The sequence below is a fragment of the Streptomyces vulcanius genome, from assembly GCF_042653945.1.
Taxonomy (GTDB): Bacteria; Actinomycetota; Actinomycetes; order Streptomycetales; family Streptomycetaceae; genus Streptomyces; species Streptomyces mangrovi.
In genome coordinates this window covers 286,794-303,726 of sequence record NZ_JBHSFK010000001.1, presented here as the reverse complement: position 1 = coordinate 303,726, position 16,933 = coordinate 286,794, and the positions used below count along the sequence as shown (strand labels likewise).

General features: G+C 70.2%; 12 protein-coding genes. 6 read left to right on the top strand and 6 right to left on the bottom strand.

All coding sequences use genetic code 11. The annotated features are described in order from the left end of the window. Window positions 1–93: 93 nt before the first annotated feature. The 6 genes from ACFPIH_RS01315 to ACFPIH_RS01290 form a co-directional block, all read right to left on the bottom strand. Window positions 94–2,997, bottom strand: coding sequence for a glycoside hydrolase family 2 TIM barrel-domain containing protein (locus ACFPIH_RS01315; RefSeq protein ID WP_381166318.1), 2,904 nt, complete (start codon window positions 2,995–2,997; stop codon window positions 94–96). Window positions 2,998–3,009: 12 nt separating this feature from the next. After that, the gene (locus tag ACFPIH_RS01310; protein WP_381166316.1) at window positions 3,010–3,882 is read right to left on the bottom strand and encodes a carbohydrate ABC transporter permease; all 873 of its coding nucleotides are present in this window, start codon (window positions 3,880–3,882) and stop codon (window positions 3,010–3,012) included. Then, complete coding sequence (locus ACFPIH_RS01305) at window positions 3,879–4,844, bottom strand: carbohydrate ABC transporter permease (protein ID WP_381166314.1); 966 nt, start codon at window positions 4,842–4,844, stop codon at window positions 3,879–3,881. Before ACFPIH_RS01305 ends, ACFPIH_RS01310 begins: the two co-directional genes overlap by 4 nt. Window positions 4,845–4,864: 20 nt before the next feature. Continuing rightward, window positions 4,865–6,127, bottom strand: coding sequence for an ABC transporter substrate-binding protein (locus tag ACFPIH_RS01300; protein ID WP_381166312.1), 1,263 nt, complete (start codon window positions 6,125–6,127; stop codon window positions 4,865–4,867). Between the two features lie 304 nt (window positions 6,128–6,431). Next, the gene (locus ACFPIH_RS01295; protein WP_381166310.1) at window positions 6,432–7,679 is read right to left on the bottom strand and encodes an ROK family protein; all 1,248 of its coding nucleotides are present in this window, start codon (window positions 7,677–7,679) and stop codon (window positions 6,432–6,434) included. A 180-nt stretch (window positions 7,680–7,859) separates the two neighbouring features. Beyond that, window positions 7,860–9,134 carry a D-arabinono-1,4-lactone oxidase gene (locus ACFPIH_RS01290; protein WP_381166308.1) on the bottom strand — a complete coding sequence of 425 codons (1,275 nt, stop codon included), beginning with the start codon at window positions 9,132–9,134 and terminating at the stop codon, window positions 7,860–7,862. 148 nt (window positions 9,135–9,282) lie between these two features. Between ACFPIH_RS01290 and ACFPIH_RS01285 the strand changes: the two genes are divergently transcribed. The 6 genes from ACFPIH_RS01285 to ACFPIH_RS01260 all read left to right on the top strand — a co-directional run bounded on the left by ACFPIH_RS01285 (window position 9,283) and on the right by ACFPIH_RS01260 (window position 16,772). Continuing rightward, entirely contained in the window at window positions 9,283–10,611 is a 1,329-nt protein-coding gene (locus tag ACFPIH_RS01285; RefSeq protein WP_381166306.1) for a radical SAM protein, read from the top strand. A 361-nt stretch (window positions 10,612–10,972) separates the two neighbouring features. After that, the gene (locus ACFPIH_RS01280) at window positions 10,973–12,460 is read left to right on the top strand and encodes a cellulose binding domain-containing protein (RefSeq protein WP_381166304.1); all 1,488 of its coding nucleotides are present in this window, start codon (window positions 10,973–10,975) and stop codon (window positions 12,458–12,460) included. Window positions 12,461–12,737: 277 nt separating this feature from the next. Beyond that, entirely contained in the window at window positions 12,738–14,072 is a 1,335-nt protein-coding gene (locus ACFPIH_RS01275) for a cytochrome P450 (protein ID WP_381166302.1), read from the top strand. Window positions 14,073–14,218: 146 nt separating this feature from the next. Continuing rightward, window positions 14,219–14,818 (top strand): hypothetical protein, encoded by a 600-nt coding sequence (locus ACFPIH_RS01270; protein WP_381166300.1) that lies wholly within the window; start codon window positions 14,219–14,221, stop codon window positions 14,816–14,818. Window positions 14,819–14,820: 2 nt separating this feature from the next. Beyond that, window positions 14,821–16,077 carry a peptidoglycan-binding protein gene (locus tag ACFPIH_RS01265; RefSeq protein WP_381166298.1) on the top strand — a complete coding sequence of 419 codons (1,257 nt, stop codon included), beginning with the start codon at window positions 14,821–14,823 and terminating at the stop codon, window positions 16,075–16,077. Next, window positions 16,074–16,772: an ABC transporter ATP-binding protein gene (locus ACFPIH_RS01260; RefSeq protein WP_381166296.1), complete on the top strand. Its 699-nt coding sequence runs from the start codon at window positions 16,074–16,076 to the stop codon at window positions 16,770–16,772. Before ACFPIH_RS01265 ends, ACFPIH_RS01260 begins: the two co-directional genes overlap by 4 nt. Window positions 16,773–16,933: the final 161 nt, after the last annotated feature.

Genomic DNA, 16,933 nt, shown 5'->3' with positions numbered 1-16,933 from the left:
CCGGCCGCGGGAGACGTGCTCACGGTGTCGGAATGTCGATCAAATGGTCAATCGATTAATCGACCTGGAGGCGATCGGTCCGCGGACTGTTCCTCAAACGTTTTCCCTATCGGTCGCCGTGAACACGAAAGAGAACTCGGCAGGCGCCACGTTCAGGAAATACTGCGGCAGCGGGCCCGGACCGCAGGACTGGGAACCGATTCCGTGCTGGCCGTGGTCGAGGTTGACCCAGACCGTCCCGCCCGGCACCAGGTCGGTGCGGTGCGCGGCGGCGTCCAGCTGCTCGTTGGTCCAGCGCCGGGCGCTGAACCAGAACTCCGGGTCGCCTTCGACGCGCAGTCCGCCCAGTTCCGCCCAGCGGACGTCGGCGCGGGCGCCGTTCTCCTGCGGACGGACGTAGGGCGTCTGCATACGGTCGACCGTCGACTGCCAGCGGCCGACCGTCGACGCCGTCCTGCTGTCCGGATACGCCTCACCCGGACCGCCGCCGAACCATGTCACCCGGTCCGCGCCGGACAGCCCGAAGCGGATGCCGAGCCGGGGGAGCGGCACGGTCCAGTCACCCTCCGGTGTGACGGATACGGCCAACCGCAGACGGGATCCGTCCGACATCCACCGGTATACCGTCGACAGGCCCACGTCCCCGGCGGCGGGCGCCACCCGGGTCCGTACCGTCAGACCGTCGTCGGCCGCCTCCACCGCGTCCAGACGGTGCCGCATCCGGTGCAGGCCCAGCTTGCGCCAGCGCTCGCCGTAGCGGGCGTCCGTCTGCCACTCGGCGCCGTCGTCGTTGTCGGTGGTCGCCCGCCACACATCCAGGCGCAGACCCGTGACCTCCACCGGGCCGATGGCGCGCAGCGCGCCGGTGCGGGCGTCGAAGGCGGCCGGGCCCAGGGTGATCAGCCCGCCGTCCGCGACCGCTCCGGCGGTCGCGGCGAGGGACAGCAACGCCCTTGCCGAGACCGGCACCTGGCCCCACGCCACCACATGGCCCGCGGGCGCCCACGAGGTGTCCCCGGCGAGTACGGCCCGCACGGTCCAGCCCGTCTCGGCACCGGCGGGTGCGTCGGCCGGCGGTTCGGGCAGCTTCACGTCGGCCGACTCGCCCGCCGCGAGGGCCGGCACCGGCAGGGTGCCGGACGCGACCGTCTCGCCGTCGGCCTGGAACGACCAGGTGAAGGCCAGCGCCGAAAGGCCGGCGAAGTCCTGCTTGTTGGTGATACGGACCGTGCCGTCGCCGCAGCCCTCGACGGCGACCGGTTCGATCACCTTCTTGAACTCGACAAGGCCGGGGGAGGGGGTGCGGTCGGGCATGACCAGGCCGTCGCAGACGAAGTTCCCGTCGTGCAGTTCCTCGCCGAAGTCGCCGCCGTAGGCGTAGCCCAGCTCCGGATGGCGGATGCCGTGGTCGATCCACTCCCAGACGAAGCCGCCCTGGAGCCGCTCGTGCGCCTCGAAGATCCGCTGGTAGTCGGCGAGCCCGCCGGGCCCGTTGCCCATGGCGTGCGCGTACTCGCAGAGGATGAAGGGGAGTTCGCGCCGCTTGAGGGTGCCGCCGTCGAGCTGCCGGCCGATCCGGTCGACCTCCTCGTGGAAGGCGTACATGCGCGAGTACATGTCGGTGTCCCGGCAGTTCCAGTCGCCCTCGTAGTGCACGAGCCGGGAGGTGTCGCGGGCGTGGATCCACTCGGCCATCGCGGTCAGGCCGCGGCCGGTGCCGGCCTCGTTGCCGAGGGACCAGATCACCACCGAGGGGTGGTTCTTGTCGCGTTCGACCATACGGGCGGCGCGGTCGAGGAGCGCCGGGGTCCAGCGGTCGTCGTCGACGGGGTTGTCGCGCCAGGCCTGCTCCACGAAGCCGTGGGTCTCCAGGTCGCACTCGTCGATCACCCACAGCCCGTACTCGTCGCACAGGTCGAGGAAGGCAGGGTGGGGTGGGTAGTGCGAGGTGCGGACGGCGTTGACGTTGTGCCGCTTCATCAGCAGCACGTCCTCGCGCATCGTCTCCAGGTCCAGGGCGCGGCCCCGCTCCGGATGCCACTCGTGCCGGTTGACGCCCTTGAACAGGATCGGCTTCCCGTTGACCTTGATCAGGCCGTCCGCCAGTTCCACCGTACGGAAGCCGATGCGCAGCGGGATGCTCTCGCCGGCGGTGGCGAGGACGCCGTCGTAGAGCTGGGGGGTCTCGGCCGTCCACGGCCGGACGGGGACCGTGACCGCCTCCCCGGTCCTGACATCGATGTCCAGGGCGGGCACGATCACCCGGCCGTCGACGTCGGAGTCGACGCGCAGGGTGCCCTCGCCCGTGACGTGGTCGTAGGAGGCGTGCGTGAAGAAGTCGAGCGCGCTGCCCGGCGGGCGGTGCAGCAGGGTCACGTCACGGAAGATGCCCGGCAGCCACCACTGGTCCTGGTCCTCCAGGTAGGAGCCCGCCGACCACTGGTGGACGCGCACCGCCAGTACATTGCCTACAGTCTTCAGCAGATGGCCGACCGCGAACTCGTGTGCCAGCCGTGAGCCCTTGAACTCGCCGATGTCCGTGCCGTTCAGCCACACCCGGGCGCAGGACTCGACGCCGTCGAAGCGCAGTACGGTGCCCCCGTCGGCGGGCCAGTCCGGCGGGAGGTCGAAGAGCCGCAGGTGGTCGCCGGTCGGGTTCTCGGTGGGGACGCGGGGCGGGTCGACCGGGAACGGGTAGAGGTGGTTGGTGTAGATCGGCGACCCGAAGGCGCCGTCCCCCTGCAGGACCCAGTGGCCGGGGACCGTGACGGCGGCCCAGTCCCCGGCGTCGTAACCGTCCTCGGCGAACGAGTCGTCCTCGGCGTCGGCCGTCGCCGACAGTCGGAAACGCCACCGTCCGTTCAGCGACAGCGACTTCGCGTCCGAGGACGCGTACCAGGCGCGGGGCGGGAGCGCCCCGCTGCCCGGTGACACGTCCTCGACGTAGTCGACGGCTGTACCGACGGCTGTCGTGCTGCTGGTGGTGCGGAAGGACATCTGTCTCCTAGCTCAGCCCTTGATGCCGGTCTGTGCGATCCCCTGTACCAGCCAGCGCTGGAGGAAGAGGAAGACGAACAGCAGGGGCAGGATGGAAATGGCGGTGGCCATGAAGATCTGGTGGAACACGACGGTCTGGGCGGTGGTGTAGTTGGAGAGCGCCACCTGGACGGTCCACGCGTTGGGGTCCTGCCCGATGACCAGCGGCCACAGGAAGGAGTTCCAGCCACTGATGAAGGTGATGGTCGCGATCGCCGCGAAGAAATTCAGCGAGTTGGGCACGACGACGCGCCAGTACGCGCCCCAGTAACCGAGCCCGTCCACGCGTGCCGCCTCCTCCAGCTCCTTGGGGAACCCCAGGAAGTACTGCCGGAAGAGGAAGCAGGTGAAACCACTGAACAGGCCCGGAATGATGAGACCTCGGTAACTGTCCACCCAGCCGAGCGACGAGACCAGCACGAAGCTGGGGACGAAGGTGACGGCGGTCGGGACCATCAGGGTGCCCAGGACGGCGTAGAAGATCTTGTTGGAGTGCTTGTAAGGGATACGGGCCAGGGCGTACCCCGCGAGGGAGCACACCAGCAGGACGCCGGTGGTGTGCAGGACGGCGACGACCGCGGAGTTCCACATCGACCGGGCGAACGGCACCGACGTGTCGTTCCAGACGTCGCCGACGTTGCTCCACTGGATGTCGGTGGGGAAGAGCTTCCAGTGCTCGCCGGTGATCTCGGCGTCGGTGGAGAGGGCGTTGCGGACGATCAGGTAGAAGGGGATCAGGAAGAGGAAGGCGGCGACACCGGTGGCGATGTAGAGGCCGGCGCTGCCCATCACGCCGCGGTTGCGGCGCTCCTTGGTCTCGCGTATCTCGGGCGTTGTGGTGGTCACTTGGACTCCTCCCCCCTTCCGAAGCCCATGAGCCTGCCCTGGAACAGGGTGATGACACAGATCAGTACGGTCAGGATGACGGCACCCGCGCTGCCGGCGCCGTAGTCCTGGTTCTCGCCCAGGGCGGTGTAGTACAGCTCGACGAGCGGCGGGCGGCCCCAGGTCGTCTTGGACAGCAGGTTGTAGAACTCGTCGAACGCCTGGTAGGCGGCGATGAGCAGCAGGAGGACCACCGCGGTCGAGGTGGCCCGCAGCTGGGGCAGTGTGATGTGCCGGAAGGTCTGCCAGCCCGGCTTGGCGCCGTCGATGGCGGCGGCCTCGTACAGCTCCCCCGGGATGTTCTGCAGCGCCGCGAGGAAAAGGATCATGTAGAAGCCGGACTGGAGCCACAGCCGGGCCGTGACGATGACCAGCCAGTACCAGGGCGGGTCGGGATTGACCAGCCAGGCGATGTTCTCGATCCCGAACCAGCCGAGGACCGTGTTCGCGAGGCCGAAGCGGACCCCGTTGAAGATGGACATCTTCCAGATGAGGGCCGCGGCGACGTAGGAGCACGCGGTCGGCAGGAAGAAGACCGAGCGGAAGAACGCCCGCATGAACCGCAGCCGGTTCACCAGCAGGGCGAGGCCCAGCGACAGGGCCCAGGTGGTGGGCACGATGAAGGCGGCGAACACGGTGAAGGTGCCGAGCGAGCCGACGAAGTCGGAGTTCGTCAGCATGTACGTGTAGTTGTCGAAGCCGATGAACTTGTCCGGCGTGACGGTGAAGCGCGCGTCGAAGAAGCTGAGCCAGATGCTCCAGCCGATGGGCACGTAGATGAAGATCAGCAGCCCGACGAGGAACGGTCCGCAGAACAGCCAGAAGTTGAAGGTGCTGCTGCCCCACAGCCCCCGCCGCGGCTTGGCCGGGGAGGCCTTCGCCGGGGCGGGGCTCGTGAGGTCGAGTTTCGTGGTCGTCGACATGTCGTGGTCCGTCCGCCGGCCTATCCGAAGAGCTTCTTGAGCTCGCGGTTGACCGCCGTGTCTGCCTTGTCGAGGGACGCCTCCGGGTCACCGCCCTTGCGGACCGAGTTGGCGAAGACGTCCTCCAGCGCGGTGATCATCGCCTGGGTCCAGCCGATGTTGTCGAAGTGCCCGAACTCGTTGAAGAGCTTGACGCCCTCGGCCGGCAGGCCCGACTTGAGCTTGGTGGCGGACTGGGCGATGGAGGTGCGCGGCGGGATGTGGAAGCCGTAGGAGGTGGCCCAGTCCTCCTGGTACTTCTTCTGCTCGATCCAGAGCCACTTGACGTATTCCTTGGCCGCGTCGACGTTCTTGCCCTTGGCGTTGACGAACATCGACCAGCCGCCGTTGTAGACCGACTGCTTGCCGGAGTCGATGGTCTTCGGGAAGGGGAAGATCCCGATGTCGTCGCCGAGCGTCTGCTGGAACTGCGGCATCGCCCACATGCCGCAGAACTGGATCGCGGTCAGGCCCTGGTTGAGCGCGGAGGGGTCCCAGTAGTCGGTCGGGGCGCCGAGGAGAAGGTGGCCGCTGGTGAACAGCTTGCGCATCTTCTTGATGCCCTCGGCGACGCCCTCCGTGTGGTAGGCGATCTCGTTCTTGTCGTCGAGGGTGTCGGCGCCCGCCGACCAGATCATCGGGTTGATGACCGCGTGCAGGTCGTTGCCGAGGTAGAGGCCCTTGACCTTGCCGGTGGTGAGCTTGGCGGCGGCCTCGATCAGCTCGTCGAGGGTCTCCGGCACCTTCACACCGGCCTTCTCCAGCAGTGACGGCCGGTAGAAGAAGAACTGCGGGTCGTCGATCATCCGTACGCCGTAGGTCTTCCCGTCGACCGTGTGCGAGGCGATGTCGGCCGGGTTGAAGTCGTCCTTGACCGGGGCGATGATGTCGGTCAGGTCCGCCACCTGACCGCTCTTGACCATCTGGATCTGCGGGTGGAACTCGAACAGGTCGGGCGCCTTGTCGGTGAGCAGCGTCGCGAAGAGCTTGTTCTCGAAGTCGGCGGCGGTGATCCACTGCGTGGTCACGTTCGCGTCCTTGTACGCCTTCGCGTACCGCTTGATGGCCTGCTCGGTTCCTTCCTCGCCGTAGGCGTGGAAGTACTGGGTCAGGTTCGTGCCGGAACCGCCGCTCGCTCTGCCGTTGTTGCCGCCGCACGCGGCGAGCGTGCCCGCCGCGGCCATGCCCGCGGCCGCCCGGAAGATGGATCGGCGGGACCAGTTGCTGTTGCTCATTGCCGACATGATGACGTCCTTGTCTCGAAGTGCGGCTACGGCTCTATGGCTCAGCGCAGGTGGCTCAATTCCTGTCGCGGAGCGGGACGTTAACCTTCGACTAAGGCTTCGGCAAGGGGTTGGACGAAGTCTGTTCGAAGCGTTGTGATCCGTTCGGCATCGCGAACAGACGGGGCTGGAGTGGGTGGTGTGGAGCACCGGAGAACGGGGAACGCGGGCGCGGTACAGCGGTACGGGGGAGTCGGGCCGTACCCGGGAAGCGGCCCTGTGGAGAAGGAGGCGGGGTCAGGGCGTTGCCGCCGTCACCCCGGTGTCATGACGACTGGGCGGTACGACTCCTCGCCGCGGGCGGGCGTTTGACGCTGCGCTGCCCGACCGACTGCAGCGCCCCTTCGAGCGCGAACGTCGCCGCGCCCAGGGACACCGGGTCGGTGGGGATCGGGGAGAGGACGATGCGGTTGGCCGCCAGCGGCCGCTTCAGCGCGTGCCGCGCGACGGCCTCACGCACCTCCTCCAGGAGCGGCTCGCCGAGCCGGGCCGCGACCCAGCTGCTCAGTACGACCACCTCCGGGTTGAGCAGATTGACCAGGACGGCGATGCCGGCCCCGAGGTAACGGGCGGTGTCCCGGACGACCTTGAGCGCCACCGGCTCCTTCGCGGCGACCCCGGCGGCCAGCGCGTCGATGGTGGCGGTCTGGTCCCCCGGATGCAACAGGGCGCTCTGCGGGCTGAGTTCACGCAGGTTCTGCATGATCCCGAGCGCGCCGACATACGCCTCCACACAGCCGTGGTTGCCGCAGCGGCACAGCCTTCCGTCGAGCACCAGCGTGGTGTGCCCCCACTCGCCGGCGCTGTTGCTGACCCCCCGGTGCAGCCCGCCGCCCAGGACGAGCCCGGCGCCCACCCCCGTCCCGAGGTTGACCACGACCGCGTCCCCGTGTCCTCGCACGGCCCCGAACCACAGCTCGGCGACCGCGCAGGCACGCAGCGGATTGTCCAAGTACAGGGGATACGCGATGTGTTCGGAGAGCAGGTCGAGCAACGGCACGTCGTGCCAGTCCCAGTTGGGCGCGTACTCGGAGATCCCGGTGTCCCGGTCCACCTGCCCCGGCACGCTCACCCCGACGCCGAGCACCCGGGCCGCCTCGATCCCGGCCTGCGCGACCACCGAACCGGCGGCCGCGGCGACATGGCTGACCACCTGCTCCGGCAGGCTCTCGCCGGGGCGCATGTCCTCCTCGGCGCGGGCCAGGACGTTCAGCGCCAGGTCGAACAGCTCGACATGGACGTAGGTCTCCGCGATGTCCACGCCGATCAACGCGCCCCCCGACGCGTTGACGGCCACGAGGCCCCGGGGGCGACCGCCCGCCGAGTCCTCGAACCCGACCTCCGTGATCATGCGGAGGTCGAGCAGTTCGCCGACCAGGGTGGCGACGGTCGCGAGGGAGAGGCCGGTGGCCGCCGCGAGCTCCTGCCGGGAGGTGGGCGAGGAGGCGATGATCTGGCGCAGCACCTCGTAGCGGTTCGCGGTGCGGATGTCACGTGATGTGCCGCGCTTCATCGAACTCCCTTCGCTGCCCGACACCGGGGGCAGGCAACTGCGACGGCATCGGCGCCGCGTCAGGCTATGGGCTGCCAGGACGTTCGACAAGGGGTTAGGAAAGGGGCTTTATTAAGTCCGGCAGAGGCTGACGGCATCCGTCGCCAACCCGTCGGGAATCAGCCACGCGTCAGCCGCGCATCAGTCTCCCAGAACGTCACGCACGAAGTCGTTGGTGAACTTCCCGGCGGGATCCAGCACCCGCGCGAGCGCCGCGAAGTCCCTGATCCGGGGATACCGTCCGCGCACCTCGGCGGCCGGCATCTCGAACACCTTGCCCCAGTGCGGCCGGGGGTCGTACGGCTCCAGCACGGCCTCCAGCCGCCGTACCACCGGCAGGACGGCCGGTGTGTCCGCGATCCAGGTGAAGTGCAGCGCCACGGTGTCGCGGCCGTGGGCGGGACTCAGCCACTGCTCGTCGGCGGCGACTGTCCGCACCTCGCAGGTCTGCAGTACACCGGCGACCGTCTCCCGGATCCCGTCGATCGCATACAGCGCCTCCGTCGCGTGCTCCCGCGGCAGCAGGTACTCGCTCTGCAACTCCTCACCGTTGCTCGGCGTGAACTCCGCCCGGAAGTGCGGCAGCCGCTCGTGCCACGGCCCCGGCACCCCGAACTGCTCGGTGCAGTTGCCGGCCGGCATCCCCGGCACCGGATGCAGCGGCTCGGTGGCGGGCGCGGCCCACGGGAAGTCGGCCAGGGGCTGGTCGGTGCGGCGCTTCAGCCAGACCTGCCGGAAGCCGGGCGCGGTCCAGTCGGTGAACAGGCTCACGCTGTAGGCGGCCCCCGCCACCGTCTCGAAGTCCAGCCCCTCCAGGGGCAGTTCGGTGAACAGGTGCTGTTCGACCTGGTAGTCCGGCTCCAGGTCCAGGGTGAGCGCGGTGACCACGCCGAGCGCGCCCAGGGAGGTCACGGCCCCGCCGAACCGCCGGTCGCCGCGTCCGACGACGACCGTCGAGCCGTCCGCCGTGACGATCTCCACCTCCCGCACGGCGGAGGCGAGCGATCCGTTGCGCACCCCCGACCCGTGGGTACCGGTCGCCACCGAGCCGGCCACGGAGATGTGCGGCAGGGACGCCATGTTCGGCAGCGCGAGCCCGTGCGCGTGCACCCGTCCGGCGAGTTCCGCATACCGCATACCGCCGACGACCCGCACTGTCCGTGCCGTCGTGTCCACGTCGACCTCGGCCGGCAGGGCGTCCAGCGACAGCAGTACGCCGTCGGCGCCCGGCTCGGCGATCAGGTTGAACGAGTGGCCGCTGCCCAGCACCCGCACCCGGGTGCTCCGGGCGACCAGTGAGCGCAGTTCCCCGGGCGTGCGCGGGCGGTGCAGCTCGTTCGCGGCGAACGTGACGTTGCCCGCCCAGTTCGTTCCCGTCCAGTTCGTTTCCGCCGTCTGCGGCGCGGTCTCGGTCATCCGACTGCTGCCCCTCCCGAGAAGATCGGGAACCCGGAGTTCCCAGGTGGAACCTACCTTGCCCGCAACACGAGGCCCCCGCCCCCGCCCCCGCGCCACCGGGGGCATACCGTGAGGAGTCGTACGCCTGAGCCGGGAGGAGAGTCGGATGGGCAGCCGTACCGCGCTGGTCGAGGATCTGATGGAGCGGTTTCCGCATGTTCCGCGGGAGGCCGTCTTCAAGGAGGACCTGCTGCGCGGGGGAGTGGCCTTCGACGCCTCCGCCCTCAGCGACAACGAGTCGGGCGAGGTGAAACCGAAGTCGTACTTCATCTTCTCCTTCGACCACGGCACCCTGCCCGAGCTCGGCGAGGCCGCGCTGCGGCGCCCGCCGGAGGAGATCATCCTCACCGGCGGGCCGTACGACCTGCGGCGCACGGTCGTGTCGGTCCGGGTGAACCCGTCCTCGCCGTACCGCGTGGCGGCGGACGACGAGGGGGTGCTCGGGCTCTACCTCGACGGGGCGCGCATCGCGGACGTCGGGGTGCCGCCCATGCCGGAGTACTACCGGCACACACTCTCCAACGGGAAGTCCGTGATGGAGGTGGCCCCGACCATCCAGTGGGGCTATCTGATCTACCTCACCGTTTTCCGGGTGTGCCAGTACTTCGGCGCCAAGGAGGAGTGCCAGTACTGCGACATCAACCACAACTGGCGACAGCACAAGGCCGCCGGTCGACCGTATACCGGAGTCAAGGACGTCGAGGAGGTCCTCGAGGCCCTGGAGATCATCGACCGCTACGACACCGCGAAGACGTCGACCGCCTACACGCTCACCGGCGGCGCCATCACCAAGACGGTCGCCGGGCGCGACGAGGCCGACTTCTACGGCCACTACGCCAAGGCCATCGAGGAGCGGTTCCCCGGCCGCTGGATCGGCAAGGTCGTCGCCCAGGCGCTGCCGCGTGACGACGTACAGCGGTTCAAGGACTACGGCGTGCAGATCTACCACCCCAACTACGAGGTGTGGGACCGCCGGCTGTTCGAGCTGTACTGCCCGGGCAAGGAGCGGTACGTCGGCCGCGACGAGTGGCACAGGCGCATCCTCGACTCCGCCGAGGTGTTCGGGGCACGCAACGTGATCCCCAACTTCGTGGCGGGTGTGGAGATGGCCGAGCCGTTCGGCTTCACGACGGTCGACGAGGCGATCGCGTCCACCACCGAGGGGCTGCGGTTCTTCATGTCGCACGGCATCACGCCCCGCTTCACCACCTGGTGCCCGGAGCCGACGACCCCGCTCGGCAAGGCCAACCCGCAGAGCGCGCCGCTGGAGTACCACATCCGGCTGCTGGAGGCCTACCGGGCCACGATGGACGACTTCGGACTCTCCTCGCCCCCCGGCTACGGCCCGCCCGGACCCGGCCGTGCGGTGTTCTCGGTGAGTTCCTTCATGGACAGCCTTCCGGCCCTTCCGGCGCAGGACGCGGCGGCCGTATAGTCCCGTAGGCCCTCGGCACAGTCCCTTGGGCCCTCGGCCCCGGATCCGGCTCTCAGCCGGTTCCGGGTCGCTTTCGGGAAGCGGTCGCGGGCAATACGCCCTGGTCCGGAAGCCGTTGCCGGACGTTCCCGGGGGCGCCCGAAACATTTCCCGTTCCGCGTTGAGTCGCGGAGCGGTCCGCGTCCGTATCAGGGGCCGGAGTAGTGGGTGCGGTTGCCTGTCCGGACGTCCTTACATGACATCTGAACAGGACGCTTGTCAGTTGTGTGAGGAACGTGAAAAGCTCGGTTCCTGCCGCGAGGTTCCCCCCAACTCCATCCCCCTCATGGTGAGTTGACCTCGCTTTGGATGCAGGAGACCCATGCCCGACCTGCCGACCCCGAAGGACGCCGCCGAGGCCGCGCTGTTCTCCGAGTGTTGGGACGCCGTCCTGTCGTACGCGGACCTGTGCACGTCCGGCTCGACCGCGGCCAACCAACTGGCCCGCGAGGCGTTCGCGCTCGGCATTCGCGAGGCCCGTGCCGCCGAGGAGGCCGCCGCGCGCGGCGCCGGCCGCCGCCTGTCGCGGCTGCCCCGGATTCCCATGCTGCTGACCGCCGTACGCTCCACGGCCGCCGCCTGGGAGGCCGAGGGGCACGGCCACAAACTCGACCCCGATCTGCGCCTCTGGCTGAACTCGGACAAAGCCTGGCGCTACACCGGGCCGCCGCTGAGCCGACCGATCGCCCTGCGCGGACTGCGCGACATGCAGGAGGCGGACGCCAACCTGCTGTGGCTGGCGGAGGTCGAGGCGCTGCCGCTGCGTTCCGTGGTCCGCCGCCAGGGCCTCGACCCGGACGCCGCGGTCGAGGAACTCAACCAGGTCCGCGGCCTGTTCCGGGACCGCTGCCACCGCAACCACCTCGACACGCCGATGGACGCGGAGTGCCGCTCCTATGTGCGGCTGCTCGACGCGGTGACCCGTTCGCCCGGCGCCGAGACCCCGCACGACCTGTCCCGGCACCTCGCGACCTGCGTGGAGTGCGCCGAGGCCGCGGCCTGTCTGCGACTGCACGGCGGTGGACTGCCCGCCGCCCTCGCGGGCGGGGTCATCGGCTGGGGCGGCCTCGCCTATCTGGAACGCCGCCGGCGGGCCGCCGAGGTGCGCCTGGGCGCCCGCCCCGACACGCCGGACCCGGAGGGCCGGGCCGAGCGTGCGGCGGCGCGCCGGGCGCGCGTGCGGCGCAACGGGCTGCTCCTCGCCGCCGTCCTGGTCTCCGGCGCCGCGCTCACCGCGTCGCTGATGCCGTTCGGCGACGGCGCGATGGACGCCGGCGCGCAAGGTGTCCCCACGGACAGCACCCCGGTGGCCGGCACCGGATCCGCCCTGCCGTCCGCGGCGCCCTCCGCCGCGATCTCGGCCCTGCCGCCGATCACCGCCTCCCCGGCACCCTCCGGTAGGGGCAAGTCGAGTGCGGCCGACGGCGACAGCCCCGACACCGAACCCCAGGGCACCTCCTCGGCCACCGCGAGTACCGGCGAGAGCGCGGGCGCGCGCGGCTGCGAGGTCGACTACGACCTCGTCAACGAGTGGCCCGACGGCTTCCAGGCCACCATCACCGTCACCTCCGCCAACGCCCTGCAGTCCTGGCGGATCGCCTGGACCTTCGAGGACGGCCAGCACGTCGACCAGATGTGGGACGCGACCGTCGCGCAGAACGGCACCCGGGTCACCGCGACCGCCGCCGACTACAACCGGTCCGTCGCCGCGGGTGGTTCCCTCACCTTCGGCTTCCTCGCCACCTGGCAGGACAAGAACTCCGCGCCGACCCATGTCACACTCAACGGCGTGGAGTGCGGCACGTCCTGACGAGGCGTCACCCCGAAGGGGCGAGGGCCGTGCGGTCCCGTCGGACCGTTGTCGGATTCGTCGCCCCTTCGCCCGAGGAGGCGTTCGGCAGGGGAGGCGTTCGGCAGGGGCCGGTGCTCCCGGCCGCGAGCGCGGGCTGCGACGGCTGAGGAGCCGCAAGTCCGCCACCGGCCGGGGACACGCTTCCCACATCCGGACGAAGAACGCCGAGGCGATCCCGCGACGTTTCACCCCATATCTTGATCGAATTCCGGCCACAGGACACTAAAATGGGGTGATGGGCACTCCCACCTCGCTGTTGCGGGCCTTTCGACCCCAAGTCCAAGAGCGTCTCTACGACTTCTACGAAGAACTGAGGAGCGCCGACGACTTCTTCTGGGACCGCACCCTGAGCGCGTGGATCGCGACCGGGCACGCAGTGGTCAGCAAAGCCGCGAGTGACCCGGGGCTGTCCTCGGTGCGCTATCCCGACATCGAGGCCGTACCCGAGGAACTGCGGCCGCTGGCCCGGGTCCTGAGCCGGCAGATGCTCTACAGCGACGCCCCCGACCATGCCCGGCTGCGGGCCCTGATCAGCAGGGCCTTCACTCCTCGGGCAGTGGAGACACTCCGCGGCCGGATCTTCGAAGCCGTCGACCGGATCATCACCCACGCGGCGCCGACCGGGCGGATGGACATCGTCGCGGACCTCGCCCGACCCCTGCCGCTCACCATCATCTGCGACCTCCTCGACGTACCGCAGCAGGACCGCCCCGCCCTCGCCGCCTGGTCCGAGCCGATCGCCGAAGCCATAGGCAACTCCCGGCTCGACGCCGACCGCAACCGCGAGGCCTCGCAGAGCATGACGGACATGCTCGCCTACTTCCGCGAACTCCTCACCCGCCACGACGCGCCGCCGGCCCCCCACACCCTGCGCGCACTGGTGAGCGCACAGGCCGAGAACACCGACCAGGACCTCGACGAACTCCTCGCCAACTGCGCCCTGCTCCTGATCGCCGGCCACGAGACCACCACCCACTTCATCGGCAACGCCACGCTCGCCCTGCTCCGCCACCCGCACGCGGCCGACCAACTGCGCAGCCGGCCCGATCTGATGCCCGCAGCGGTCGAGGAACTCCTGCGCTACGACGCCCCGGTACAGCTGATGCTGCGCCGCGCGCGGCACGACCTGGACGTGGCGGGCCGCACCATCGCCGAAGGGCAGACGGTGCTCCTGGTGTGCGGCGCCGCCAACCGGGATCCGGCCGTGTTCCCCGATCCCCATGTGCTGGACTTCGAGCGGCCCGGCGGACGGCACATGGCGTTCGGGCACGGTCCGCACTTCTGCCTCGGCGCCGCGCTGGCCCGGCTGGAAGGCGCGATCGTCCTGGAAGCACTCCTCACCCGGCTCCCCGGCCTGCGGCTCGACAGCACCGCACCGCCGCAGTGGCAGCGCAGCCTCAACTTCCGCGGGCTCACCCGCCTGGACGTCGCCTTCACCCCGCCTTCGGACGATCACGACAGCGGTACGCGGGCCATGCCGACCGACGGGCTCCAAGGCGGCCCCGGCCGCGTGACGCCTGCCGGCGCCTGCCCCGTCGCCCCGGGGCCCGGCGGTGTCGCGGGCGTTTGACCACGGCCCGGCGCGCAACGCCGTGCAGCTCGCCGACGGCCGCATGATCGGCTGACAGGTTCTTCAAAGGTTCTTCATCGTCTCCGCCCTACGGTCGGCCTGCCCGTCGCATTCGCGGACGGTCCGACAGGGGAGTGGGAGAACCAATGAGGACTCATCAGGTATTACTGGCCGCGGCGTCCTCGATCGTGGCGTTCGCACTGACCGGCTGCGGCGGTGACGACGGTGGCTCGAAGGTGCCGACGGCCGGCGGTGGCGACTCGTCCGCCTCGTCCACGACGGCGGGCGAGCAGGGCGGCGGGAACGAAGTGGCCGCGTATGTGAAGGCGCAGCGGGACTGGGTGCGGTGTCTGCGGGACAACGGCGTCGACGCGCCGGACCCGGACGAGAAGGGCGAGATCGACTTCGGCAGCGGCGACGGAGTGCGTGCCCTGAAGAGGAATCCGAAGTTCCTCAAGGCGTCGCAGAAGTGCGCCGACAAGAAGGCCACCGTTCCCGAGAGCATCGAGGATGCCAACCGGCCCGAACTCACTGCCGCGCAGATCAAGGTCGCGCGGGACTTCGCCGCCTGCATGCAGAAGAACGGTGCCCCCGACTACCCCGACCCCGGCCCCGACGGTTACCAGAGGAACAACAACTCGGGCATCCCCGAGTGGGACCAGAGCTCGGCCGGTGCGCGGCGCGCGACGCGCGTCTGCGCACCGATCTCCGGCAACCCGACGAACCAGCCCCCGGCCAAGGGCTGAAGATGACGGAGACAGTGACGCGGATCGATGACGCGGACGGGACGGCTCCCGCGCCGCCTGCGCCTCGCGGCCGACGCGGGAGGCGTACGGTGCTGATCGCCTCGGCCGTCGTCGTCGTGACGGCGGTCGCCGTGGTCGGCGCGCTCGGGCTTGGCGGCGACGGGGACAAGGGGCCGAGTGTCCCGCCCCGGACCGGCTCCGTCGTATCGGTGACGCGGGAGACGCTGACCGAACGCACCACGGTGGAAGGCCAGTTGGGCTACGGCACGGAACTGCCGCTGCCGGTCAAGGCGACCGGGACCGTGACCTGGCTGCCCGGGCAGGGTGCGACGGTGGAGCGCGGCGAGGAGTTGCTCCGGGTCGACGACCGGCCGGTGATCCTCATGTACGGATCGATGCCGATGTACCGGAGCCTGGGGCCGACCCCTCAGGAGGACGACCAGGACTCGGGCGAGCAGCAACTGAGCGCCGGGGACGGCAAATCCCCGAGCCCCTCCGGTTCACCGGCGCCGGAGGGCACCGGAACCGGAGGGGACACCGGCACCTCCCGGGCACCGAGCGAACTGTGGGGCATGGATGTCATGCAGTTCGAGACCAACCTGGCCGCCCTGGGTTACACCGGCTTCACGGTGGACGAGCGCTTCACCACCGGCACCGCCGCGGCGGTCAGGCGCTGGCAGAAGTCGCTCGGACTGGCCGAGACCGGCAACGTCGGGGTGGGCGACGTCATCTACTCCGCCGGAAAGGTACGGATCGGCTCGGCCGGCGCCCGGCTCGGCTCGGCGGTCGGCGAGAACACCCTCACGTACACCGGTACCGCCCGGAAGGTGATCGTCAACGCCTCAGCCGCGGACGCCTCCTGGGCCGTACGCGGGTCTGCCGTCACGGTCGGACTGCCCGACGGGACACCCGTGAAGGGCGAGGTGGCGTCGGTGGGCAAGCAGGCGACCGCGCCCGAGGGCGGCGAGGGCGGCTCGGCCCAGCCCGCCACGATTCCCGTGACCGTCACCATCGAGGACCAGAAGACCACAGGGCGGTTCGAGAGCGGCCCGGTGACGGTCGAGTACGTGGGCGACGAGGTCAAGGACGTGCTGGCCGTCCCGGTCGCCGCGCTGGTCGCCCTCGCCGAGGGCGGGCACGGTCTGGAGACCGCGGACGGCCGGTTCGTCGCCGTGAAGACCGGACTCTTCGCCGACGGCGACGTGGAGGTCAGCGGTCCCACGGTCCGCGAGGGCATGAAGGTGAGGATCCCGGAGTGACGGCGGTCGTGGAGTTCGACGCGGTCTCCAAGACCTACCCCGGAGGCGTGGCGGCGGTACGGGACGTGAGTCTGCGCATCGGACGGGGCGAACTGGTCGCGATCGTCGGCCCGTCGGGCTCCGGGAAGTCGAGCATGCTCAACCTCATGGGCAGCCTCGACCACCCCTCCGCCGGCCGGGTCCTGGTCGACGGCCACGACGTGGCGAGCCTGTCGGACCGGGAGGTCTCCGCACTGCGGGCCACCCGGATCGGCTTCGTCTTCCAGCAGTTCCACCTCTCGGTCGGCGTCTGCGTACTGGACTCGGTGGCGGACGGCCTGCTCTACGCGGGCGTGCCGATACGCCGCCGCCGTGCCAGGGCGGCGGCCGCGCTGGCACGGGTCGGGCTCAGCCACCGCGTGCACCACCTGCCGCACCAGCTGTCCGGCGGCGAGCGCCAGCGCGTCGCGGTCGCCCGGGCGGTGGTCGGCGGACCCTCGGTGCTGCTGGCGGACGAGCCGACCGGAAACCTCGACTCGGCGTCGGGCACGACCGTCCTCACCCTGCTGCGGGAGTTGAACGCCGCCGGCACGACCGTCGTCGTCATCACCCACGACCGGGACATCGCGGCCGGGCTGCCGCGCCGCATCGAGCTGCGCGACGGCCGCCTGGTCGCCGACACGGCACAGAGCACGACGATCGGGGCGCCTCGGTGACGGACCGCACGACGAACTCCTCCGGGCAGGACCGGCACTCCCGTCCTACGACGGCGGCCGGGGTCCCGGACGCGAAGACCCTGGAGTTCCGCGCCCCGCCGCCCACGACCTCGGACACCACCGCTCCGGAGTCGGACCCGGAACCGGCGCGGCCGCGGGCC